Annotated in this window: 18 protein-coding genes; 10 read left to right on the plus strand and 8 right to left on the minus strand. The window is 65.6% G+C overall.

From position 1 onward, the window contains the following. Positions 1-153: 153 nt before the first annotated feature. Positions 154-1,536, minus strand: coding sequence for a lytic murein transglycosylase (locus BJA_RS07660; RefSeq protein WP_370163494.1), 1,383 nt, complete (start codon positions 1,534-1,536; stop codon positions 154-156). 203 nt (positions 1,537-1,739) lie between these two features. Here BJA_RS07660 and BJA_RS07665 point away from each other — a divergent pair, with 203 nt between their 5' ends. Continuing rightward, a complete protein-coding gene (locus BJA_RS07665; RefSeq protein WP_011084315.1) occupies positions 1,740-2,615 on the plus strand; it encodes a UTP--glucose-1-phosphate uridylyltransferase in 876 nt (291 codons plus the stop codon). A gap of 133 nt (positions 2,616-2,748) precedes the next feature. On the opposite strand, the gene BJA_RS07670 is transcribed toward BJA_RS07665, so the two are convergent. Further along, positions 2,749-4,245, minus strand: coding sequence for a sensor domain-containing diguanylate cyclase (locus BJA_RS07670; RefSeq protein ID WP_011084316.1), 1,497 nt, complete (start codon positions 4,243-4,245; stop codon positions 2,749-2,751). A gap of 153 nt (positions 4,246-4,398) precedes the next feature. Between BJA_RS07670 and BJA_RS07675 the strand changes: the two genes are divergently transcribed. Beyond that, positions 4,399-4,665: a DUF7662 domain-containing protein gene (locus tag BJA_RS07675; RefSeq protein WP_028173458.1), complete on the plus strand. Its 267-nt coding sequence runs from the start codon at positions 4,399-4,401 to the stop codon at positions 4,663-4,665. 42 nt (positions 4,666-4,707) lie between these two features. On the opposite strand, the gene BJA_RS07680 is transcribed toward BJA_RS07675, so the two are convergent. Both BJA_RS07680 and BJA_RS07685 read right to left on the minus strand, forming a co-directional pair. After that, positions 4,708-7,584 (minus strand): EAL domain-containing protein, encoded by a 2,877-nt coding sequence (locus BJA_RS07680; protein ID WP_028173457.1) that lies wholly within the window; start codon positions 7,582-7,584, stop codon positions 4,708-4,710. Positions 7,585-7,723: 139 nt separating this feature from the next. Continuing rightward, positions 7,724-8,722 (minus strand): NAD(P)H-quinone oxidoreductase, encoded by a 999-nt coding sequence (locus BJA_RS07685; protein WP_011084319.1) that lies wholly within the window; start codon positions 8,720-8,722, stop codon positions 7,724-7,726. A gap of 113 nt (positions 8,723-8,835) precedes the next feature. Here BJA_RS07685 and BJA_RS07690 point away from each other — a divergent pair, with 113 nt between their 5' ends. After that, complete coding sequence (locus BJA_RS07690) at positions 8,836-9,027, plus strand: DUF1192 domain-containing protein (protein WP_011084320.1); 192 nt, start codon at positions 8,836-8,838, stop codon at positions 9,025-9,027. Positions 9,028-9,598: 571 nt separating this feature from the next. Next, positions 9,599-10,108, plus strand: a complete 510-nt coding sequence (locus BJA_RS07695) for a DUF1465 family protein (protein WP_011084322.1) — start codon at positions 9,599-9,601, stop codon at positions 10,106-10,108. Positions 10,109-10,316: 208 nt separating this feature from the next. Here the strand turns inward: BJA_RS07695 and rpmE are convergent, their stop codons facing one another. Continuing rightward, a complete protein-coding gene (gene rpmE / locus BJA_RS07700) occupies positions 10,317-10,544 on the minus strand; it encodes a 50S ribosomal protein L31 (protein WP_011084323.1) in 228 nt (75 codons plus the stop codon). 201 nt (positions 10,545-10,745) lie between these two features. On the opposite strand from rpmE, the gene BJA_RS07705 reads away from it, so the two are divergent. Continuing rightward, positions 10,746-12,596, plus strand: a complete 1,851-nt coding sequence (locus BJA_RS07705) for an ABC transporter ATP-binding protein/permease (RefSeq protein ID WP_028173455.1) — start codon at positions 10,746-10,748, stop codon at positions 12,594-12,596. A 196-nt stretch (positions 12,597-12,792) separates the two neighbouring features. Here BJA_RS07705 and BJA_RS07710 read toward each other — a convergent pair whose 3' ends face one another. From BJA_RS07710 to BJA_RS07720, 3 genes are read right to left on the minus strand one after another with little or no spacing between them, the layout of a single operon-like run. After that, entirely contained in the window at positions 12,793-13,239 is a 447-nt protein-coding gene (locus tag BJA_RS07710) for a GNAT family N-acetyltransferase (RefSeq protein ID WP_011084325.1), read from the minus strand. After that, positions 13,239-14,267 carry a peptidoglycan -binding protein gene (locus BJA_RS07715; RefSeq protein ID WP_011084326.1) on the minus strand — a complete coding sequence of 343 codons (1,029 nt, stop codon included), beginning with the start codon at positions 14,265-14,267 and terminating at the stop codon, positions 13,239-13,241. The genes BJA_RS07710 and BJA_RS07715 overlap by 1 nt, the downstream gene beginning before the upstream one ends. Before the next feature lie 4 nt (positions 14,268-14,271). Then, complete coding sequence (locus BJA_RS07720) at positions 14,272-15,291, minus strand: hypothetical protein (RefSeq protein WP_038965387.1); 1,020 nt, start codon at positions 15,289-15,291, stop codon at positions 14,272-14,274. A 185-nt stretch (positions 15,292-15,476) separates the two neighbouring features. Between BJA_RS07720 and BJA_RS07725 the strand changes: the two genes are divergently transcribed. The 5 genes from BJA_RS07725 to BJA_RS07745 all read left to right on the plus strand — a co-directional run bounded on the left by BJA_RS07725 (position 15,477) and on the right by BJA_RS07745 (position 22,194). Continuing rightward, positions 15,477-15,629: a hypothetical protein gene (locus tag BJA_RS07725; protein WP_162494056.1), complete on the plus strand. Its 153-nt coding sequence runs from the start codon at positions 15,477-15,479 to the stop codon at positions 15,627-15,629. Continuing rightward, complete coding sequence (locus tag BJA_RS07730; RefSeq protein ID WP_038965388.1) at positions 15,626-16,666, plus strand: SAM-dependent methyltransferase; 1,041 nt, start codon at positions 15,626-15,628, stop codon at positions 16,664-16,666. The genes BJA_RS07725 and BJA_RS07730 overlap by 4 nt, the downstream gene beginning before the upstream one ends. A gap of 347 nt (positions 16,667-17,013) precedes the next feature. Then, a complete protein-coding gene (locus BJA_RS07735) occupies positions 17,014-17,421 on the plus strand; it encodes a hypothetical protein (RefSeq protein ID WP_038965389.1) in 408 nt (135 codons plus the stop codon). A gap of 420 nt (positions 17,422-17,841) precedes the next feature. Next, positions 17,842-19,035, plus strand: a complete 1,194-nt coding sequence (locus BJA_RS07740) for an efflux RND transporter periplasmic adaptor subunit (protein ID WP_011084331.1) — start codon at positions 17,842-17,844, stop codon at positions 19,033-19,035. A gap of 6 nt (positions 19,036-19,041) precedes the next feature. After that, positions 19,042-22,194, plus strand: coding sequence for a multidrug efflux RND transporter permease subunit (locus BJA_RS07745; RefSeq protein WP_011084332.1), 3,153 nt, complete (start codon positions 19,042-19,044; stop codon positions 22,192-22,194). The last annotated feature ends 64 nt before the right edge of the window (positions 22,195-22,258 follow it).

Below are 22,258 nucleotides of genomic sequence, written 5' to 3' on the forward strand. Positions count from 1 at the left end.
GAAGTGGCTCGATATAATAACGGAATCAGGCGCCAAACGGGCAGATTCTATTGCAGATTCTCTCGCAGATTCTTTGGCCATACACCGGGGAACCGCCGCCCCCGTCAAGGCCGTCAGGCGAAATCCCTGTCCAGGGTTACTTTCGGCGCGATTTCACCGTCCGCGCAGCCGTTCCAGCACGTCCGAGGAGGCAAAACCGTCCGCGGGGACCCCGATCGAGGCCTGGAAGTTGCGCAGGGCCTCCCGGGTCTGGCCGCCGAACTGGCCGTCCGGGGTGCCCTTGTAGAAGCCGCGCTGGGCCAGCAATTGCTGGAGTTCCAGCCGTTCCGTGCGGGCCAGCTCCCGTTCCTGCCGCGGCCAGGGCTGCACGAAGGGCTGCCCCCCACGCAGGCGGTCAGCGAAATGGCCGATCGCCAGCGCATAGGCCTCGGCCGGGTTGTACTTCATGATGACCCGGTAGTTCTGAAGCATCAGGAAGCCCGGCCCCTGCGCGCCCGCCGGCGCCAGCAGATAGGCTTTCTCCGCCGGATGCGGGAAGGGCTGGCCCGTCGGGCGCTTGAGGCCGAGCTTTTCCCATTGCGCGATCGTCATCGCCTTGGCGCGGTCCGCCAGCATGTAGTTGAATCCCTGGGGCACCACGACCTCAAAGCCCCAGGTCTGGCCGGCCTGCCAGCCGTCCTTCTTCAGGTTGTTGGCGGTGGAGGCGATCAGGTCGGTGGGATTGTCGACGACGTCGCGCCGTCCGTCGCCATCGCCGTCCACGGCAAAGCGCTTGAAGGCGGTCGGCATGAACTGGGTCGGGCCGAAGGCGCCGGCCCAGGAGCCGCGCATCTGCTCGGGCCTGAGATCGCCGCGGTTGAGGATCTCCAGCGCGGAGAGGAATTCGTCCTTGAAATAAGCCTGGCGGCGGCCGATGCAGGCGAGCGTCGCGGTCGATTGCAGCACGCTGCGGTCGCCCATCTGCGTCGAGTAATTGGACTCGATGCCCCAGATCGAGGCGATGATGTAGCGATCGACGCCAGTGGCCTTTTCGGTGGCGTCGAACTGCGCCTTGTATTTGGCGAGCACCTCGCGGCCCTTGGCGAGGCGGTTGTCGTTCACGAGAATGTCGAGATAGTCCCAGATCGACTTGGTGAACTCCGGCTGCGAGTCCATCAGGTCCATGATGCGCAGGTCGGGCGCGAGCCCTGCGGTGAAGCGCTGAAAATTCTCCTGGGTGATGTTGCGGCGTGCGGCATCGGGCCACATCCCCGCAACGCAATTGTTGAAATTGGAGGCGGCCTCGCGGATCGCGGCCGCCGTCATCAGCGGATGGCCGGAAGCGCCGTCCTCGCCGCTCCAGGGTTGCGCGCCGCCGGGACCTGGCGGGGCTTGCGAGGGAGCAGGGTTCGAGCCGGAGAAAATACCGCCGAACAGGTTCGACAGGCCGTTCTGCGCCTGTGCCTGCGCGCAAGCCGGCAGCAGCAAGGCAGCCGCAACCAACGCCACGCTGGTCACGGATCCAGCACGTTTTGCCAGTCCTGCCACTGATTGCATCATGTCCCACCTGTCAGGCCAAAAATCCGCCATCAGGAGGCCCGGTTGCGGTTGCCAATAGCTTAACAAAGATGAAATTTTGGTGTCGGCCTTTTTCTCAACTCTGTAACGGCGAGGCCCCACATCCGCCTTTGTTAGCGGTTGCAAACAAGCTAGCAAGATCACATTGCTCCGTTCACGTCCTCAGGTATTCGATCGATCCCATGAAAATCCGCAAAGCCGTATTCCCCGTCGCCGGCCTCGGCACCCGCGTCCTGCCCGCCACCAAGGCGATGCCGAAGGAAATGCTGACCATCGTCGATAAGCCGCTGATCCAGTACGTCTATGACGAGGCGAGGGAAGCCGGCATCGAGCACTTCATCTTCGTCACCGGCCGCAACAAGAATGTCATCGAAGATCATTTCGACAAGATGTTCGAGCTCGACGCGACGCTGGCTGCGCGCGGCAAGAAGGCCGAGCAGGAGATCCTGGCGCAGAACCAGCCGGAAGCCGGCGCCGTCAGCTTCACCCGCCAGCAGGCGCCGCTTGGTCTCGGTCACGCGGTCTGGTGCGCCCGCGACATCGTCGGCAACGAGCCGTTCGCGGTCGTGCTGCCCGACGAGCTCGTGCTCAACACGCCCGGCTGCCTGAAGCAGATGATCGAGACGGCGTCCTCGCTCGGCGACAAATCCAACCTGATCGCGGTCGAGGCAGTGCCCGACCATCTCACCCATCAATACGGCATCTGCGGCGTCGGCAAGCGCACCGGCAAGATGTTCGAGGTCGACGGCATGGTCGAGAAGCCGGCCAAGGGCACCGCGCCCTCCAACCTCTCCATCACCGGCCGCTACATCCTCCAGCCGGAGATCTTCAAGATCCTGGAGACCCAGGAGCGCGGCGCCGGCGGCGAGATCCAGCTCACCGACGCCATGATCGGCCTCGCCAGGTCGCAGAAATTCTACGGCGTCGAGTTCGAAGGCGAGCGCCATGATTGCGGCTCCAAGCCCGGCTTCCTCCGCGCCAACATCGCCTACGGCCTGAAGCGCCCCGAGCTGCGCGACGGGTTGATCGCGGAGATGAAGAAGTATCTGGGGCAGTGACATCGAAGGCGGACGCCTTCGATGTCATCCCGGGATGGTCCGAAGGACCAGACCTCAGGTGCGCAATTGCGCACCGGGGGATCTCGAGATTCCGGGTTCGGCTCTTCGAGCCGCCCCGGAATGACAGCCTAGATCACGCCACCAGCGACAGCTTCGGCAAGCTCGCGACCACGGACTGGTTACGCCCGCCCGCCTTCGCGGCATAGAGCGCCTTGTCGGCGGCGGCGACCAGGATCGACCAGTCCATGCCGGCGGCGGGGACGAGACTGGCGATGCCGCAGGAGACCGTCGAGGTCGCCGCATCGTCGGACCAGCCCTGCACCTTGCCGCGGATCGCCTCGGCGATCCCGAAGGCCTCGGTGGCGGAGGTGTTCGGCAGCAGCACGGCGAATTCCTCGCCGCCATAGCGCGCGGCGCAGTCGCCGGCGCGGCTCACCGAATCGGAAATGCAGATGGCGATGCCGACCAGCAGCTGGTCGCCGGCCTGGTGGCCGAACGTGTCGTTGTAGGCCTTGAAGTGATCGGCATCGATCATCAGGAGCGCGACCGGCGTCTTCTGGCGCATCGCGCGCCGCCATTCGACATCGATGACAGCATCGAACTTGCGGCGGTTCTTCAGGCCGGTGAGCGCGTCGGTTGTTGCCATCTCCTCGAGCTTGCGCTCGGCCTCGGCGCGTCGGTCGATCTCGCGTGCGAGCACGAGCGTCGATCCCAGCACGAACAGTGCAAGCGCCAGCACCACGGCGCCGATGCGATAAGCTTCCTTCTGCCACAGCGCGAACACGGCGCTCAGCGGCTTGCCGGCCACCACGAACAGCGGACTGGACCCGCCGCTGCGGACATAGAGCCGCGGGGTGGCGTCGACCGGGCCCTTGCCCGCAAAGGAGCCTCCGACCTGGAGGTTTTCCGGTTTCCAGTCCGGTCGCGTGCCGAGGTTCTTGCCAATGACGTCGAGATCGAACGGCCGCCGCATGATGATGGTGCGGTCGCGCCTGAGCACGGTGATGGTGTCTTCAGGGTCGAGGCTCAGGCGCTCGAACAATTCGTGGAAATAGCTGAAGCGGATCGAGCCGGCGACGACGCCAAGGAAGCCGCCGTCGGTGTCGCTGATGCGCCGGCTGAGCACGATGGAATAGGTGCCGCGGAACAGCATCGGCCGGCTGATGAAGAGGCCCGCTTCCGGATTGTCGTGATGAACCCTAAAGTAGTCCTCCTCGCTCCGGCTCTCCGGCAGGGGATCGAGCGTGGAAGCGTCGATGGTCAGCCTGCCCTCGGCATCGAACACCTGGATCGCGCCGAAATGCCGTGCCGTGGTCGCATGGTCGAACAGGATGAGGTGGCGGACCGTCTTGGAGACCATCGCGAGCTCGGGCAGCAGCATGTTGTTGGCGACCGCCTTCAGCGACAGGTCGTAGATCTCGATGTTGCGGCTGACGTCGGACTCGATGGTCGTCGCCAGGTTTTCCAGCGTCTGGCGGGCGAGTGCCTCCTCGCCGCGGCGCATGTCGAGCATGACGTTGACGCAAATGGTGGAAAAGCCGATCACCGTCACGACGGACGATATGATCAGCAATTTCGCCGAGATCCGCCACGGCCGGCGGGCCGTGACTTCGCGCCATCCAGACAGCATCGTTTGCTCCCGATCCTAGTGGATGCGCCCGAAAGCTTGAGTAGTGTTTAAGGTAGGACGGCACTGCCGCAATGAGTTAAGAAACGGTTGATGCGGCTCACGGTTTTGGGCAGGCCCGATCGGGCAAATCCGGCTTCGGACGAGAGGACGACGGTGAACGACTACGACGCGTTGCGCGACTATCTGCTGCGGCAGAAGCAGGACGAATTCGTGCTGAGCTTTGAACAGATCGAGGAGATCATCGGCGCGGCCCTGCCGCGTGCGGCGAATCGTGCCTCGTGGTGGGACAGCCTGCGCAGCCCCGACATCCAGATGCCGCAGCGCGAGGCCTGCCTCGCCGCCGGGTTCGTGGCGACACGGATGCCGGACGGCGCGAGCGTCAGGTTCACGAAAAAGAAGAAGAACGACCGGCGGCGGTGAAGCTGCCGACCTCGAGGTTGATGTGGCGCGCGAGTCGCGGGTTCAGCTCGCCGCTTCCAGCCGCACTTCCGTCAGCAGGCGCATCGCCGCATCGGCGTCCATCGGCTCGCCGAAGGCAAAGCCCTGCGCGTATTCGCAGCCCATCTGGTAGAGCTCGACCGCGTCGGAATCGGTCTCGGCGCCTTCGGCGACCACGTCCATGCCGAGGTCGTGCGCGAGCGCGATGATCGACTTCAGGATCACCGGGCGGGTGCCGCGGTTGGTGGTGCGCACGAACGACTGGTCGATCTTGATGGTGTCGAACGGGAATCGCTGGAGATAGGCCAGCGAGGAATGGCCGGTGCCGAAATCGTCGAGCGACAGCCCGGTGCCGAGCTCGCGGATCCGCGTCAGCATCTGCGCCGCGTGCTCCGGGTTCTCCATCACCAGCGATTCCGTCAATTCCAGCTTCAGCGTGCCGCGCGCCACCGACGAGCGCGACAGCACGGTGCGGATGTCGTGGATCAGGTCGTGGCGCAGCAATTGCCGCGAGGAGACGTTGACGGAGGCGAAGATCGGCTCGCGCGAGCGCATCGCGCGCTGCCAGATAGAGAGCTGCTTTGCGGTCTGGTCGAGCACGAACATGCCGAGGTCGACGATCAGGCCGGTCTCTTCGGCGATGGTGATGAATTCCGACGGCGCCATGCGCCCGAGCTTGGGGTGGTCCCAGCGCGCCAGCGCCTCGAAGCCGGCGACGGAGCGGTCCTCCAGCCGGACGATCGGCTGGTAGAGGATGGTGAGCTCCTGCCGCTCGATGGCGCGGCGCAGCTCGCTTTCCAGCGTCAGGCGGTCGGTCTTGCGGGCGCGCATCGCCGGCTTGTAGACGTCGATGCGATCGCCGCCGATGCGCTTGGAGTGATACATCGCCAGCTCGGCATCCTTGATGATCTCGTCCGTCAATTGCGTCTGAGGATCGGAAAGTGCGAGCCCGATTGAGGCCGTGAGAAAAATCTCGCGCTCGTTGAAGGCGATCGGCGCGCGGATGGTCTTGCGGATGGTCTCGGCGAAGGCGGTGATGCGGGCGGGATCCTGCTCCGACAGCAGGATCAGGCCGAACTGGTCGCCGGCGAGCCGCGCCAGCGTGTCCTGCGGCTTCAGGATGCGGGTGAGGCGGCGGGCCAGCGTCAGCAGGATGGAATCGCCGACCGCGATGCCGACGGAATCGTTGACCTGCTTGAAGCGGTCGAGGTCGATCACCATCAGCGTCGGCCGCAGCGTCGGCATGGTCTTGGCGAAATGCGCGACCGCACCCAGCCGGTCCATGAACAGCTTGCGGTTGGGCAGGCCGGTGAGGTTGTCATGCACGGAATCGTGCAGCAGGCGCTCCTCGGCATTGCGCAGCTCGGTGACGTCGGTGAGCGTGCCGACCACGCGCGAGACCTCGCCGTCGGAGCCGACCACGGGACGCGCCTTCAGCGCGAACCACATGAAATGACCGTCCGGGGTGCGCAGGCGGAAGTCCTGCACCAGGCGGCCGCGGCGCTGGTCGAGCACGCTGTCGAGCGCGGCGCGGAAACGGTCCTGGTCAAGCGGATGCAGCACTTCCAGCCAGGACGCCGCCGGGCCTTCCAGCGTGCCGCGCTTGAGGCCGAGCAGGGCTTCGGTCTCGGGGCTGGTGAAGACCTTGTCGGCGGAAACGTCCCAGTCCCAGATCAAATCGCCGGAACCGGCGAGCGCCAGTGCGCGCCGCTCGATGTCGGAGACGACGCCGGTGGTGGCGCCGCCGCCGGCGAAGGCGTGCTGCATCACCGTGAAGCCGATCAGCATCACGATCAGCACGAGGCCGCCGAGCAGCGCCGGGCCGACGATGTCGTTGGTGACGGAGCCCGCCACCGTCATGCCGGCCGCGACCACCCAGACCACCAGGAGGAACCAGGTCGGAATCAAGAGCACCGCGCGGTCGAAGCCGTGGGTGGAGAGATAGACGATGAGCGCGAAGCCGGCGAAGGCGATCAGCACCAGCGAGATGCGCGCGATGCCGGAGGCCACCGCCGGGTCGAACAGCGCCAGTGCGACCAGCGAGCCGAGGAAGGCGAGCCAGCCCACCGTGATGTGCGAATAGCGCACATGCCATCGACTGAGGTTGAGATAGGCGAACAGGAACACCAGCAGCGTCGCCGCCAGGATCGCTTCACCCGCCGCGCGCCAGATGCGCTCGGCGTTGTTCGACATGTCGAGCACCTTGCCCCAGAAGCCGAAATCGACGCCGATATAGACCAGCACCGCCCAGGCCAGCGCCGCGGCCGCCGGGAACATGATGCTGCCCTTCACCACGAACAGAATCGTGAGAACGAGCGCCAGCAGCCCCGAAATGCCGATCACGATGCCCTGGTAGAGCGTGAAGGAGTTGACCTTGTCCTTGTAGGCTTCCGGCTCCCACAGATAGAGCTGCGGCAGCTTGTCGGTGCGCAGCTCCGCGACGAAGGTGATGACGGCGCCGGGATCGAGCGTGACGCGGAAGACGTCGGCGGTCGGGCTTTCCTGCCGCTCCGGCCGGTCGCCGGTCGAGGGCGTGATGGTCGCGATGCGCGACAGGCCGAGGTCGGGCCACAGCAGGCCTGACGAGACGATGCGGTAATGCGGGGCGACGATCAGGCGGTCGAGCTGGTCGTCGGTGTTGTTGGCGAGCGCGAACACCACCCAGTTCTGGCCGCCCTCGCGGGCGCGCACCTCGATGCGGCGGACGATGCCGTCGGTGCCGGGCGCGGTCGAGACCTGGATACGGTCGGCATCGCTGCGCTGATGCTCGAGCACGCCGGTGAGGTCGATCGCGGGCGCGTCACCGCGGACGCTGACGGCGTCGAGCGCGCGCGCCGGAAGCGCGGCGACAAGAATCATGAGGCCCAGCGCGATGGGCGCGAGGCACCTGATCAGACGCAAGGTCAGTTCTCCGCGTTCGACGCAAACTTCGTGTGCAAGGCGATTTCAGACCGGACGGAATTGGTTCGGTGCGTCGCGATAGATGCCACGAAAGCAAGGAAAATCAAAGGGTTTCCGGCGTCCCCTATGGGTCAGAGGCCTAGGCCTCCAACACAATTTTGCCAATATGTGCGCTCGTCTCCATGCGCCGGTGGGCATCGGCCGCCTTTTCCAGCGGGAAAGCGCTGTCCATCACCGGTTTGACCCGGCCTTCGCGCAGAAGCGGCATCACTTTTGCCTCGATCGCGGCCACCATCGCCGCCTTGTCCGCATTACTACGGGGGCGCAGCGTCGAGCCGGTATGCGTCAGGCGCTTGACCATGACCTTGGCGATGTTGACGCTGACCTTGGGGCCGTTGAGGGTCGCGATCTGGACGATGCGGCCGTCAACCGCGGCAGCGTCGTAGTTGCGGTCCACATACTCGCCGGCGACCATGTCGAGGATCAGGTTGACGCCGGCATTGCCGGTCTCCGTCTTCACCACGGCGACGAAGTCTTCGGTCTTGTAGTTGATGGCGCGGTCGGCCCCGAGCTTGAGGCAGGCATCGATCTTGTCCTGCGAGCCGACGGTGACGAACACCTTCGCGCCGAACGCCTTCGCAAGCTGGATCGCCATGGTGCCGATGCCGGAGGAGCCGCCATGGATCAGCAGCGTCTCGCCGGCCTTGAGGCCGCCGCGCTCGAACACATTGTGCCAGACCGTCATCAGGGTTTCCGGCAGCGCGCCGGCTTCCTTGATCGACAGCGCCGGCGGCACGCTCATCGCCTGGGCGTCCTGGGCGATGCAGTACTGCGCATAGCCCCCGCCGGCGACCAGCGACATCACCTTGTCGCCGATCTTGTGCCGCTTGGCATTGCCGCCGACGGCGACGACTTCACCCGCGATCTCAAGGCCCGGCAGGTCGCTGGCGCCGGGCGGCGGCGGATAGGCGCCGGAGCGCTGCGCCACGTCGGGCCGGTTGACGCCGGCGGCCTGCACCTTGACCAGGATCTCGTCGGGACCGGGCTGCGGCAGGGCCCGTTGTTCCGGCACCAGCACCTCCGGTCCGCCGGGCTTGGAGATGGCGACCACGGTCATTTGCGCGGGCAGCTTGTCCATGATGTGTCCTTGAGCAAAGGTGCGGGAGGAAACGAGGCCATTGCTTAGCCAGCGCGGTCCGAACTGGCAACCGCCTCAGCCGTGTGCCCGGTGCGAACGCAGGAGGAACGATCATGGCGACGGAAGACGACGACCGCCCGCGCAAGAAGATCACGCATGAAATCGGACAGGATCTCTCACTGTTGTCCGTGGAGGAACTGACCGAGCGCGTCGCCCTGCTCAAGACCGAGATCGCAAGGCTGGAGGAAGCCGCCGCCAAGAAGCGCGCCTCGCGCGACGCGGCGAACAGCATTTTCAAGTCGTAGCGGCTGTCGCTCCACTCTCGTGTCCAGGACGTGGCGCCCGAACTCTCCTCGTCGTCATTCCGGGGCGGCGCGATAGCGCCGAGCCCATAACCACAGGCTTTTGCAGGGGGCAGGCTGACAGAGCCGGGTCGCCTCATCCGCTCGTGGTCATGGATTCTCAGATGCGCAATTGCGCATCATAGCTCGCGACTTCGTCGCGCCCCGGAATGACGAGGGGGAGTTTGTTCCGCAGTGCACTCGGCCACTGACCGACATGGCTAACGAACCCTCAAAAAATTCGCTCGTTTACCGTCGATTAAGCTTTCGGCTTTATGACTGGAACTGTCCTCGTTTGGACACCGAGTGGCTCCTGTCCACTCTGTTTGACGCCTCCCTGTTATCAACTTTCAAAGCCGCCGGTCTTCCGGCGGCTCTTTTTTGCGTCTCGTTGCGGTTGAATTCCAAGGAAAGACCCGCGGAAACCATATCCGAGCTTGTCGCTGGACTCCGCGTCCCGCCCGCGCAATGATTTGTTCATCATAAAGCCGGCGCAAAGCCGGACAGGTAAACAGTTGCGTAAGGGGCGTTAACCATGGAACGTTTGCAAGCCGACGGCGCTCTCGTTCAACTCAGCGAGCGGTTCACCAATTCGGCTGCGTTCGGCACGCTGTTCCGCGAGGGCATGGACCTCGTCGAAGAGACCGCCGCCTATCTCGACGGCGCCGGCCGCACCGAGGCCAAGGCACTCGATCGCGCCGTCAGCCTCACCTATGCGACCGAGAGCATGCGCCTCACCACCCGCCTGATGCAGCTCGCCTCCTGGCTGCTGCTGCACCGCGCGGTGAAGGAAGGCGAGATGACGCTGGTCCAGGCCAACCGCGAGAAGACCAAGGTCAAGCTCAGCGCGGCCGATCCCGGTCCCGCCGACACCATCGAGAAGCTGCCCTCGCAGCTGCAGGATTTGATCCATCGCTCGATGAGCCTGCAGACCCGCGTGCGCCGCCTCGACACCACCATCCACACCCCGCCGGCCGAGCACATCGCGATCGGCAACCCGCTGGTGCCGCACCTCAACGCGCTGAAGGCCGCGTTCGAGCGGTAAGCTCTATCGACAATCTCGGTCGTCATTCCGGGACGCGCCTCTTGGCGCGGGCCCGGAATCCATACTCCCGACCGTGGTTATGGATTCTCAGATGCGCAATTGCGCATCATAGCTCGCGACTTCGTCGCGCCCCGGAATGACAGCCGGAAGAAACAAAAACGCCCCCGGTCTCCCGGGGGCGTTTTTCGTCGCGGCCGAAACGGCCGGATCAATCCTTCTTGAGGAAGCCCGAGAACTTCTTCTGGAAGCGCGAGACGCGGCCGCCGCGATCCATGATCTGGGCGTTGCCGCCGGTCCAGGCCGGGTGCGACTTCGGGTCGATGTCGAGGTTCAGCGTGTCGCCTTCCTTGCCCCAGGTGGAGCGGGTCAGGTACTCGGTTCCGTCGGTCATCACGACCTTAATCGTATGATAATCTGGATGAATTTCGGCTTTCATGGCAATTCCTAGGGCGACCTGCGCCTTGCTTGAGTGGCTATCGAATGACGGATTTGGCCGGCTCTATACCCCAGCGGACCCTTCAAAACAAGCCATTGTGGGCAAAGGAGAACCGGGCCGTCCCCTAAGGGACATCCCGGATTTGCCACTCCCCCCGCACCGGCCTATGTGGAGCACATCTGTCTCCCTGGGTCCGATCTCATGAGCGCTGTGGAACGGCTTGACGACCAGTACCGCGACGAGCGCGATGCCGCGCCGCCTGAGGCCCCGTCCATCGAAGCCGAGCTGATCGAGCAGCCCGCCAAGGGCCGCGCCAAGCTGCGGCCGCTGCTCGCGCTCGCGCCCTATGTGGCCCGCTATCGCGGCCGGGCCGCGCTCGCCTTCGTCGCGCTCACGATCGCCGCGCTGACCACGCTGCTGGTGCCGGTCGCGGTGCGCCGGATGATCGATTTCGGCCTGACGCCTGAGGGCATCGAGCTGATCAACAGCTACTTCTCGGTGATGATCGCGGTCGTCGCCGTGCTCGCGCTGGCAAGCGCCGCGCGCTACTACCTCGTGATGACGATCGGCGAGCGCATCGTCGCCGACCTCAGGCGCGATGTCTTCGCTCATTTGCTGTCGCTGTCGCCCGCCTTCTTCGATTCCGCGCGCAGCGGCGAATTGATCTCGCGGCTCACCGCCGACACCACCCAGCTCAAATCCGCCGTCGGCGCCTCGGTGTCGATCGCGCTGCGCAACCTGATGATGTTCTTCGGCGCGGTGGCGATGATGGTCATCACCAGCCCGAAGCTGTCGGGCTTCGTGCTGCTGGCCATTCCCCTGATCGTGCTGCCGCTGGTCGCCTTCGGGCGCTGGGTGCGGCGTCTGTCGCGCAATGCGCAGGACACGCTCGCCGAGGCCTCCGCCTATGCGGGCGAGCTGGTCGGCGCGATCCGCACCGTGCAGGCCTATACCAGCGAAGGGTTGGCTGCGAAGCGCTTCGGCGGCGAGGTCGAGCAAGCCTATGAAGCCGCGCGCACCTCGACGCAGGCGCGCGCCGTGCTCACCGCCATCATCATCTTCATCGTGTTCGCAAGCGTGGTCGCGATCCTCTGGATCGGCTCGCATGACGTGCTCACCGGCGCGATCTCGCCGGGCCGGCTCGGCCAGTTCGTGCTTTATGCCGCGTTCGCGGCCGCCGGCCTCGGCCAGCTCAGCGAGGTCTGGGGCGAAGTCTCGGCGGCCTCAGGCGCTGCCGAGCGGCTGTTCGAGATCCTGCATGTGCAGCCCGACATCAAGGCGCCCGCCTCACCGCGCGCGCTGCCGGTGCCGGCGCGCGGCGAGGTCGGGTTCGACCAGGTCAGCTTCGCCTATCCGGCACGGCTCGACGTCAAGGTGCTCGACGCCGTGTCGTTCACCGTGCGGCCCGGCGAGAAGGTCGCGATCGTCGGTCCCTCCGGCGCCGGCAAGAGCACGATCTTTCATCTGCTGCTGCGCTTCTACGATCCGCGCAGCGGCGCGATCTCGCTCGACGGCGTGCCGGTCAGGTCCGCCGATCCCCGTGATTTCCGTTCCCGCATCGCGCTGGTGCCGCAGGAATCGAACGTGTTTGCCGCGAGTGCCCGCGAGAACATCCGCTTCGGCCGGCCCGATGCGACCGACGCCGAGGTCGAGCGCGCCGCCGAGCTCGCGCATGCCGCCGAGTTCGTCCGTCGCCTGCCCGAAGGCTTCGACACCCCGCTCGGCGAGCGCGGCGTGACGCTGTCCGGCGGCCAGCGCCAGCGCATCGCGATCGCGCGCGCGATCCTGCGCGATGCGCCGCTGCTGCTGCTCGATGAAGCCACCTCCGCGCTCGACGCCGAAAGCGAGACGCTGGTTCAGACCGCACTCGAAGAGCTGATGAAGCACCGCACCACGCTGGTGATCGCCCACAGGCTTGCCACCGTGCTCTCCTGCGACCGCATCCTGGTGATGGACCAGGGCAAGATCGTCGAGCAGGGCACGCATGCCGAGCTGGTGGCTGCGAACGGGCTCTATGCGAGGCTCGCGAGGCTGCAGTTCGAGGGGGCGTGACGAGCGAGACACCCGCCGGCTGCCCTAAATTCGGTGTCGTCCCGGCGAAGGCCGGGACCCATAACCCCAAGAAGAAGTTTGTCGAAGACTCGTAGTGAAGAGTCCTCTCACGGTACGGTCACCTGCGCCTATCGATAGATCACGCGGTATGGGTCCCGGCCTTCGCCGGGACGACGCCGGAGAGATTGGCGCGCGCCTACGGCCTCCACACCATCTTCAGCACCGGCCGTCCCGAGGTCGGATTCACGTCGTCGCCGGCATGCGCAAAGCCGTTGCGCTCGTAGAAGCGGATCGCGCGCGTGTTGTCCTTGTTGACGAGCAGCGTGACACCAGAAGGTGACAGGCGCTTGGCTTCCTCCACCAGCAGCCGCGCGGCATCCGAGCCCCAGGATGCGGGATCGACCACGAGCTGGTCGAGATAGCCCTCGCCGTCGATGGTGACGAAGCCGGTCAGCGCGCCGTCCGCTTCCGCAACCACGATCGAGGCCTTCGGCACCAGATCCTTGCGCCAGCGCTCGCGCCACCAGTCCAGCCGCGCCGCGAAGTTGATCTGCGGGTAGGCCTGCTGCCAGGTGCGATGCCAGAGGTCGATGGCGGCGGCTTCGTCCTCGGCGCGATAGGGGCGGAGGTGGAGGGCGCTCACTACCGCTCCGTCAGCTTCAGCTCGATGCGGCGGTTGCGCTTGTAGGCGTCCTCCGTGTTGGCGGTGTCGAGCGGCTGGAATTCACCGAAGCCGGCGGCGACGAGGCGCTGGGCCGGCACGCCGAGCGAGATCAGGTACTGCACCACCGAGATCGCGCGCGCCGCGGACAGGTCCCAGTTCGACTTGAAGCTCGCACCGCTCACCGGGCGCACGTCGGTATGACCGTCGACGCGCAGCACCCAGGCGATCTCGGCCGGGATCTTCTTGTCGAGCTCGATCAGCGCGTTCGCCACCGTGTCGAGCTCGGCGCGCCCCTCTGGCAGGAGCGTCGCCTGGCCCGTGTCGAAGAACACTTCGGACTGGAATACGAAGCGGTCGCCGACGACGCGGATGTCGGGGCGGTTGCCGAGGATGGCGCGCAGCCGGCCGAAGAATTCCGAGCGGTAGCGCGACAATTCCTGCACGCGCTGCGCCAGGGCGACATTCAAGCGAGAGCCCAGATCGGCGATCCGGTTCTGCGATTCCTTGTCGCGCTTCTCGCTGGCGTCGAGCGCCTCTTCCAGCGCGGCGAGCTGCCGCCGCAGCGCGCTGATCTGCTGGTTCAGCACCTCGATCTGCGCCAGCGCCCGCGCCGAGACCGCCTTCTCCGAGTCCAGCGCCTTGCCGAGTTCGGTGGACTTGCCCTGCGCGTCGTTGCCGGCGGCAGCCAGGCCGTCATAGAGGCCCTTGATGCGGTCGCGCTCGGACTCCGCCGAGGCGAGGCCGGCCTTCAATTGCGAGACCTGGTCGTCGAGCGTGAGCTTGCCGAGCTTCTCTAGCGAGAGCAGCTCGTTGAGCTGGGCGATCTTGGCGTTGAGCTGCTCCAGCGCCTTGTCCTTGCCGCTCACCTCCTGCGACAGGAAGAACTGCACGACCAGGAACACCGACAGCAGGAACACGATCGACAGCACCAGCGTCGACAGCGCGTCGACGAAGCCGGGCCAGTAGTTGAAGGCGCCGTCGCTGCGGCGGCCGCGCGCTAGAGCCATGTCGCTAACCCTTCTCGGGCTGGCGCGCGAGCCGCTCCAGCAGGCGCCGGATCTCGCGGTTCTGCTCGCCCTGGCCGTCGGCCCATTCGCGGATCATCTGCTGCTCGGTGCGCATGTGCGAGACCAGCGCCTGGATGGCTTCGGCAAGGCTCGCCATCGCCGCCGTGGTGCCGCGGCTGGCGCTGCCTTCCTCCAGCACGGAGCGCAGCCGCTCGACGGCCGCCTGAAGCTCGCCGCTGGCAACACCCCCGCCGGTGGCGGCCACGGTCACTTCGCCGCGGCCATATTCGCGCACGGTGGTGGCGAGCCAGTCCTCGAGGTCGGTGTAGAAGCGGTTCTGGGCCTGGCTCGATTGCAGGTCGAGGAAGCCGAGGATCAGCGAGCCGGCGAGGCCGAACAGGGAGCTCGAGAACGAGATGCCCATGCCGCCGAGCGGGGCGGCGAGGCCCTCCTTCAGCGTGTCGAACAGCGCCCCGGAATCGCCGCCGACCTTGAGCCCGTCGATCACCTTGCCGACCGAGCCGACGGTCTCGATCAGGCCCCAGAAGGTGCCGAGCAGGCCGAGGAAGACGAGCAGGCCGGTCATGTAGCGGGAGATGTCCCGGGCCTCGTCGAGGCGGGTCGCGATCGAATCGAGCAGGTGCCGCATCGTGGTCTGGGTGATCGTCATCCGCCCGGTGCGCTCGCCGCCCAGGATCATGGCCATCGGCGCCAGCAGCTTGGGGTGCCGGGCCGGGGCAAGGCCGGGATCGGCGATGCGGAAATTATTGACCCAGGACACCTCTGGGTAGAGCCGGATGACCTGGCGGAAGGCCAGCACGATGCCGATGAACAGCACCGCCCCGATCAGGGCGTTGAGGCCCGGATTGGCGAAGAAGGCCTGGATGATCTGCTTGTAGAGCACCACGCCCACCAGTGCGCAGAGCACCAGGAAGACCAGCATCCGCACCAGGAAGACGCTGGGCGAGGATAGCTTGGTGTATTCGATGTCCATGGGGGAGCGGGGCGAGGCGCCTGACGGCATGTCCGGTGTCATCCGTTACGAAAGCTTGCTTGCGGCGCGCACTATGGCACAGCGCCAGCCCAAAAAAAGCGCCGGATGCGCGGATTCCGTGGAGAGCTTCCGGAACCCAAAGCCGAAACCGCGCTTTGATAAGGACGTATTTTGCAAAACTTCGGCAATCCGCAGGCTTAGGTCGGATTTTTTGCATGGTGACGGATCTCGGGGGACTGGACGTCATCGCGCCGTTGCTCGCGGTCCTGATGGCGTTCGCCTGCATCCGGCCGGGCGGCAACGCCCGAACCTGCCCGTTGCTTCTTCCGCGTCCCGAACCAGACATGACCAGGGGAGTGGCCGCATGAGCGTCGTTTCCGCGATCATCGGGACTGCCGAACGCGTGCCGCTGCCTGATGTCGTGATCCGCGCCGCGATCCAGCGTCTGTGCTCGCGGACGGCGACCCGCATCTCCGCCCTCGGCGCGGACGACGAGGCCGCCTTCGCCGGGCGGATGATGCTGCGGCCGATCGCCGAGGACGTCGATGCCGCCAATGCCGGGCACGACGAGGCGCCCGCATCCTTCATCGCGCAGGCGCTCGGCCCCAACCGCAAATACTCGTCCTGCTTCTACACGACCGATGCGACCACCCTGCGGGAGGCGGAAGAGGAGGCGCTGCGCCAGACCGTCGCGCATGCCGGTCTCGCCGACGGGCAGACCATCCTCGAGCTCGGCTGCGGGTGGGGCTCGCTGTCGCTCTGGACGGCGCGGCAGTTTCCGCATGCCAAGGTGACGGCGGTGTCGAACTCGCAAGGCCAGCGGGCCTATGTCGAGGAGCAGGCGCGGCTGCGCGGGCTTTTGAACCTGCGCGTGGTCACCGCCGACATGAACGTGTTCGCGCCCGAGGGCCAGTTCGACCGCATCGTCTCGGTCGAGATGTTCGAGCACGTGATGAACTGGCGCAAGCTGATGACGCGCCTGCGGTCATGGCTCGCGCCCGAGGGGCGCCTGTTCATGCACATCGTTACCCATCGTTCCGGCTCCCATCTGTTCGACCGGGCCAATCGCGAGGACTGGATTGCGCAGCACGTCTTCACCGGCGGGCTGATGGCGAGCCATCACCTCGTCAGGCAATTCGACGACATCTTCACGGTCGAGAAGGAATGGTGCTGGAGCGGCACGCATTATCAGCGCACCGCCAACGACTGGCTCGCCAATTTCGATGCCCATCGCGACGCGATCGAGGCTTCCTTGCGCAACGTCCATGGCGACGAGACCGCCTTGTGGATGCGGCGCTGGCGCTGGTTTTTCCTCGCGACATCGGGCCTGTTCGGCTACGCCGGCGGAACGGAATGGGGCGTCAGTCACTACCGGATGAAGGCGGCGGATGAGGGGGTCTCATAGTCCCGCGTGCCCAGCGCATGCATGAGGTCCGCTGTGCCCCCATAGCGGCGCGATGGCGGACCTCATCCGAGGTCCGAATTGGGGCCAATTCCAGACATTCCTAGGGGGCCGCAGTGTCTTCGTGCGACGCCACCTGTTTCCCGGATGCGTCAGGTGACGTAGAATGTCGCTGCCCCTTGAAGCGGGACGTGCCGAAATCACCGTCCGGGCAAACGAGAGCACGGGTGCTATCGGCAGGCACACTCCTCTTAGAGACCGTTCTTTTTTCGGTCTCGCACCACCGTTCACCACGAACTTTGCGCGCTGCGTTTGCGGCGGCTCGTTCGAGTAATGTCGGGAGGAAAGCAATGAGCAAGGTCAATCGAAGGTCCGCACTGGGAATCGGGTTGGCTGCAGTTTCGGCTGCCATGGTCAAGCCAGCGGCCGCTCAAGCCACAAGCTACAAGGATACGACGCCTTGGCCAGGTGTCGTGGTGCGTGAATATGAAGGCGAAACACCATCCCTGATCCCAGGTTTTAAGACCGTCTCAATGCGCGATATCATTATGCAGCCGGGGTCGAAGACCATGGGCCCCCCGATGATGAATGCCATGGTCTGCCATGTCACCGAAGGGGAGCTTCGGCTTGAGCAGGAGGGAAAGACCTTTACGGGCAAGAAGAATTTTGTCTGGACCTGCAACAAGGAAACAAAAGAACAGGCGTACAACGACGGGAATGTGGTCGCGATTATGCGGATCACCGACCTGAAAGCTTAAGGCTCGTTTCTTCGCAAGAGATCTATTGTGGGAGCGGATGGCGCATGCGACGACGCGCCATCCGCGTGCAGGACCGCTTCGGGTCACGAGCGGTGATGCTATGATTGATCGCAAAACTTCCGCTTGGCCGTCAGTAGCTGAATGTCGTTTGCGCCCTCGTGAACGCACGTCCCGGCTCGAAACGTTTGATTGCGATGTTCTGTCGCAGCGCGCGGCGATGGAACTCGACTCACAATCCGGTGAGAGCCGGAAAGTGACCTGAACTCAGCACGATAGGTCATGTGACATTGGGCCGCCCGCGCCACGCGTTGCATCGCAGCAGGCGCATTCTATTTTGACGACATCAGCCGCGCGTGATTTGCCCAGAACGGGCCCGCGCGGAGCGTGACCAGTTTCAACAACTTCGGGGCACTTAACTTCATGTCAGGACTTCGTGCGCGATCGGCATGCGTTGCAATGATGCTCGCGGCCTTTGCGCCGCTGCTCGCGGGCTGCGAGGAATCCAGCTCGGCCGTGTCCGCCGCCCAGCCTGCCGATCCTGACGTCAGCATCGTCGTCGTCAAGCAGCAAGCCCGCGCCGTGGTGCGCGAATTGCCCGGCCGCATCGCGCCGACGCGCGTCTCCGATGTGCGGCCGCGCGTCTCCGGGATCGTGGTCGAGCGCCTGTTCCGCCAGGGCAGCGAGGTCAAGGCGGGTGATGCGCTCTATCGCATCGATCCGCGTCCGTTCGAGGTCGAGGTGATGGCCAACGAGGCGGCGGTCGCCAAGGCCGAAGCCGGATTGATGCAGGCCAAGCAGCAGGCGCACCGTATCGCCACGCTCACCAGCCAGCGTGCAGCGCCCGAAGCCGAGAACGAGAAGGCGGTTGCCGCCGAACGCCAGGCCCATGCCGAGGTCGAGGGCCGCAAGGCCGACCTCGCGCGTGCCAAGCTCAATCTCGACTATGCCACCGTGCGCGCGCCGATCGACGGCGTGGTTGGTGCAGCGCTCGTCAGCGAAGGCGCGCTCGCCGTGCAGAACGAGACCAACCTCGCCACCATCCAGCAGCTCGATCCGATCTATGCCGACTTCACCCAGTCGGTGAACGAGCTCAACCAGCTCCGCCGCGCCTTCGAGAGCGGCGATCTCGATCGCATCGAGGCCGATGCCGTCAAGGTGCGCCTCGTGCTCGACGACAACACCCTTTATTCGCTCGACGGCAAGCTGCTGTTCTCTGAAGCCAAGGTCGACGCCCATACCGGCCAGGTGACGCTGCGCGGCGAGTTCCGCAATCCGAAGCGCGAGCTGTTGCCGGGCATGTATGTCCGCGTCCGGCTCGACCAGGGCCTCGATAGCGACGCCATCGCGGTGCCGCAGCAGGCGATCCAGCGCAATGGCGGCGGCGGCAGCGAGGTGTTCGTCGTCAAGGACGACAACCGCATCGCGGTGCAGCCGGTCCGCACCGGCTCGGTGCAGGACGGCATCTGGTTCGTCACCGACGGCCTCAAGGCCGGCGACAAGGTCGTGGTCGAAGGCTTCCAGAAGTTCGCGGCCGGCGACAAGGTCAAGCCGCAATCCTGGTCGGAGGCGGACGCGACCGCGGACAACCGTCACGCCCAGAAGCTGACGCGGTAACGTGCCATGGCGAGTTTCTTCATCGACAGGCCGATCTTCGCCTGGGTCGTGGCGCTGTTCATCTGTCTGATCGGCGCGATCTCGGTGCCGCTGCTGCCGATCGCGCAATACCCGATCATCGCGCCGCCCTCGATCTCGATCTCGACCAGCTATCCCGGCGCCTCGCCGGAGAACCTCTACAACAGCGTCACGCGCCTGATCGAGGAGGAGCTCAACGGCGCCTCCGGCATCCTTAATTTCGAATCGACCAGCGACTCGCTCGGCCAGGTCGAGATCATCGCCAATTTCCAGCCCGGCACGGATACCAGCGCGGCGTCCGTCGAGGTGCAGAACCGCATCAAGCGCGTCGAGGCGCGGCTGCCGCGCGCGGTGATCCAGCAGGGCATTCTGATCGAGGAAGCCTCGAGCGCGGTGCTCCAGATCATCACGCTGAACTCGACCGACGGCAGCCTCGACGAGGTCGGCCTCGGCGACTTCATGATCCGCAACGTGCTCGGCGAGATCCGCCGCATCCCCGGCGTCGGCCGCGCCACGCTGTATTCGACCGAGCGCTCGCTTCGCGTCTGGGTCGATCCGGCCAAGCTCGTCGGCTATGGACTGACCGCCGAGGACGTCAACAAGGCGATATCGGCGCAGAATGCGCAGGTCGCCTCGGGCAGCATCGGCGCCGAGCCGTCGACGTCGACCCAGCGCACCTCCGCGCTGGTGCTGGTCAAGGGCCAGCTCTCGTCCCCCGATGAATTCGGCGCCATCATCCTGCGCGCCAATGCCGACGGTTCGACCGTGCGCCTGCGCGACGTCGCGCGCATCGAGGTCGGCGGCCTCAGCTACCAGTTCAATACGCGCCTGAACGGCAAGCCGACCGCGGGCCTGTCCGTGCTGATGTCGCCGACCGGCAATGCGCTGGCGACCGCGAGCGCGGTCGAAGAGAAGATGAAGGAGCTGTCGCGCTTTTTCCCGGCCAACATCTCCTACGAGATCCCCTACAACATCACGCCCGTGGTCGAGGCCTCGATCAAGAAGGTGCTGTCGACGCTGGTCGAAGCCGTGGTGCTGGTGTTCGTGGTGATGTTCCTGTTCCTGCAGAACATCCGCTACACCATCATTCCGACCATCGTGGTGCCGGTGGCGCTCCTGGGCGCCTGCACCACGCTGCTGCTCGCCGGCTACTCCATCAACATGCTCTCGATGTTCGGCATGGTGCTTGCCGTGGGCATCCTCGTCGACGATGCCATCGTCGTGGTCGAGAACGTCGAGCGCATCATGAGCGAGGAGGGGCTGCCGCCGAAGGAGGCGACGCGCAAGGCGATGTCGCAGATATCGGGCGCCATCATCGGCATCACGCTGGTGCTGATGGCGGTGTTCGTGCCGATGGCGTTCTTCCCCGGTTCGGTCGGCATCATCTACCGCCAGTTCTCGGTGACCATGGTGGCCGCGATCGGCTTCTCCGCCTTCCTCGCGCTGTCGCTGACGCCGGCGCTGTGCGCGACCCTGCTCAAGCCCGTCGCGGCCGGTCACGGCCACGCCAAGAAGGGCGTGTTCGGCTGGTTCAACCGCATGCTCGAAGGCGGCAAGGAAGGCTATTCCCGCACCGTCGGCTTCTCGCTGAAGCGCACCGGCCGGCTGATGCTGGTCTATGTCGCGCTGCTCGTCGGCCTGTCCTGGGCCTTCGTCAACTTGCCAGGCGGCTTCCTGCCCGTCGACGACCAGGGCTTCGTCACCACCGACGTGCAGACGCCGTCGGATTCGTCCTACGCCCGCACCGAAGCCGTGATCGAGAAGGTGGAAAAATATCTGGCGCAGCGGCCGGGCGTCGACAACGTCACCTTCCTCACCGGCTTCAGCTTCTCCGGTCAGGGCATGAACACCGCGCAGGCCTTCATCACCTTGAAGGACTGGTCGGAGCGTGGGCCGAAGGAGTCGGCCGCCGCGATCGTTGCCGACATCAACCGCGATCTGTCGTCGTCGATCCGCGATGCGAAGATCTCCGCGCTGCAGCCGCCGCCGATCGACAATCTCGGCAACTCCTCGGGCTTCTCGTTCCGTCTCCAGGACCGCGGCCAGAAGGGCTATCCGGCCCTGATGCGCGCCGCCGACCAGCTCATCGCGGAAGCCAATGCGAGCCCGGTGCTGCAGAAAGTCTATGTCGAGGGCCTGCCCGAGGCGGGCGTGGTCAATCTCGTGATCGATCGCGAGAAGGCCGGCGCCTTCGGCGTCACCTTCGAGGACATCAACAACACCATCTCGACCAATCTCGGCTCGAACTACATCAACGACTTCCCGAACCGCGGTCGCATGCAGCGCGTCGTGGTGCAGGCCGACGCCCGCGACCGCATGCGCACCGAGGACATCCTCAACTACAACGTCAAGAACAGCCGCGGCCAGCTCGTGCCGTTCTCGTCGTTCACCACGGTGGAGTGGGCACGCGGCCCGACACAGATCGCCGGCTTCAACTACTACCCGGCGGTGCGCATCTCCGGTGAGGCCAAGCCCGGCTTTACCTCGGGCGACGCCATCGCCGAGATGGAGCGCCTTGCCGGCAAGCTGCCGCGCGGCTTCGGCTATGAATGGACCGGCCAGTCGCTCCAGGAGAAGCTGTCGGGCTCGCAGGCGCCGTTCCTGCTCGCGCTCTCGGTGTTCGTGGTGTTCCTGTGCCTCGCCGCGCTCTACGAGAGCTGGACCATTCCGCTCGCGGTGCTGCTCACCGTGCCGCTCGGCATCGTCGGCGCCGTGATCGCGGCGATGCTGCGCGGCCTGCCCAACGACGTCTATTTCACCGTCGGCCTGATCACCATCATCGGGCTCGCGGCCAAGGACGCGATCCTGATCATCGAGTTCGCCAAGGATCTGCGCAAAGAAGGCAAGCCGCTGGTGGACGCGACCATCGAGGCCTGCCGCCTGCGCTTCCGCCCGATCCTGATGACCGGCCTTGCCTTCATCTGCGGCGTGCTGCCGATGGCCATCGCCCACGGCGCCGGCGGCGCCAGCCAGCAGGCGCTCGGCAGCATCGTCATGGGCGGCATGATCGCGGTGGTGATCCTGGCGCTGCTGATGGTGCCGGTGTTCTTCGTCTCCGTGCAGCGCGTGCTGGCGGGTGATCGGGAGAAGGTGGCGGCGGAGGGCGAGGCCTACGGGCCGCCGGCGCCGGTGAAGCTATAGGGCAAACTGTCATTCCGGGGCGCGCATCGCGCGAACCCGGAATCCATCGCGCCACCATTGACTC

This window comes from Bradyrhizobium diazoefficiens USDA 110 (genome assembly GCF_000011365.1).
Classification (GTDB): Bacteria; Pseudomonadota; Alphaproteobacteria; order Rhizobiales; family Xanthobacteraceae; genus Bradyrhizobium; species Bradyrhizobium diazoefficiens.

What these genes read in the sequence shown, in the direction of transcription:
- rpmE (WP_011084323.1), bottom strand. Translation starts at nt 10,544, where the DNA reads ATGAAAGCCGAAATTCATCCAGATTATCATACGATTAAGGTCGTGATG.
- BJA_RS07720 (WP_038965387.1), bottom strand. Translation starts at nt 15,291, where the DNA reads ATGCCGTCAGGCGCCTCGCCCCGCTCCCCCATGGACATCGAATACACC.
- BJA_RS07730 (WP_038965388.1), top strand. Translation starts at nt 15,626, where the DNA reads ATGAGCGTCGTTTCCGCGATCATCGGGACTGCCGAACGCGTGCCGCTG.
- BJA_RS07670 (WP_011084316.1), bottom strand. Translation starts at nt 4,245, where the DNA reads ATGCTGTCTGGATGGCGCGAAGTCACGGCCCGCCGGCCGTGGCGGATC.
- BJA_RS07685 (WP_011084319.1), bottom strand. Translation starts at nt 8,722, where the DNA reads ATGGACAAGCTGCCCGCGCAAATGACCGTGGTCGCCATCTCCAAGCCC.
- BJA_RS07740 (WP_011084331.1), top strand. Translation starts at nt 17,842, where the DNA reads ATGTCAGGACTTCGTGCGCGATCGGCATGCGTTGCAATGATGCTCGCG.
- BJA_RS07690 (WP_011084320.1), top strand. Translation starts at nt 8,836, where the DNA reads ATGGCGACGGAAGACGACGACCGCCCGCGCAAGAAGATCACGCATGAA.
- BJA_RS07705 (WP_028173455.1), top strand. Translation starts at nt 10,746, where the DNA reads ATGAGCGCTGTGGAACGGCTTGACGACCAGTACCGCGACGAGCGCGAT.
- BJA_RS07745 (WP_011084332.1), top strand. Translation starts at nt 19,042, where the DNA reads ATGGCGAGTTTCTTCATCGACAGGCCGATCTTCGCCTGGGTCGTGGCG.
- BJA_RS07695 (WP_011084322.1), top strand. Translation starts at nt 9,599, where the DNA reads ATGGAACGTTTGCAAGCCGACGGCGCTCTCGTTCAACTCAGCGAGCGG.
- BJA_RS07665 (WP_011084315.1), top strand. Translation starts at nt 1,740, where the DNA reads ATGAAAATCCGCAAAGCCGTATTCCCCGTCGCCGGCCTCGGCACCCGC.
- BJA_RS07660 (WP_370163494.1), bottom strand. Translation starts at nt 1,536, where the DNA reads ATGCAATCAGTGGCAGGACTGGCAAAACGTGCTGGATCCGTGACCAGC.
- BJA_RS07725 (WP_162494056.1), top strand. Translation starts at nt 15,477, where the DNA reads ATGGTGACGGATCTCGGGGGACTGGACGTCATCGCGCCGTTGCTCGCG.
- BJA_RS07735 (WP_038965389.1), top strand. Translation starts at nt 17,014, where the DNA reads ATGAGCAAGGTCAATCGAAGGTCCGCACTGGGAATCGGGTTGGCTGCA.
- BJA_RS07715 (WP_011084326.1), bottom strand. Translation starts at nt 14,267, where the DNA reads ATGGCTCTAGCGCGCGGCCGCCGCAGCGACGGCGCCTTCAACTACTGG.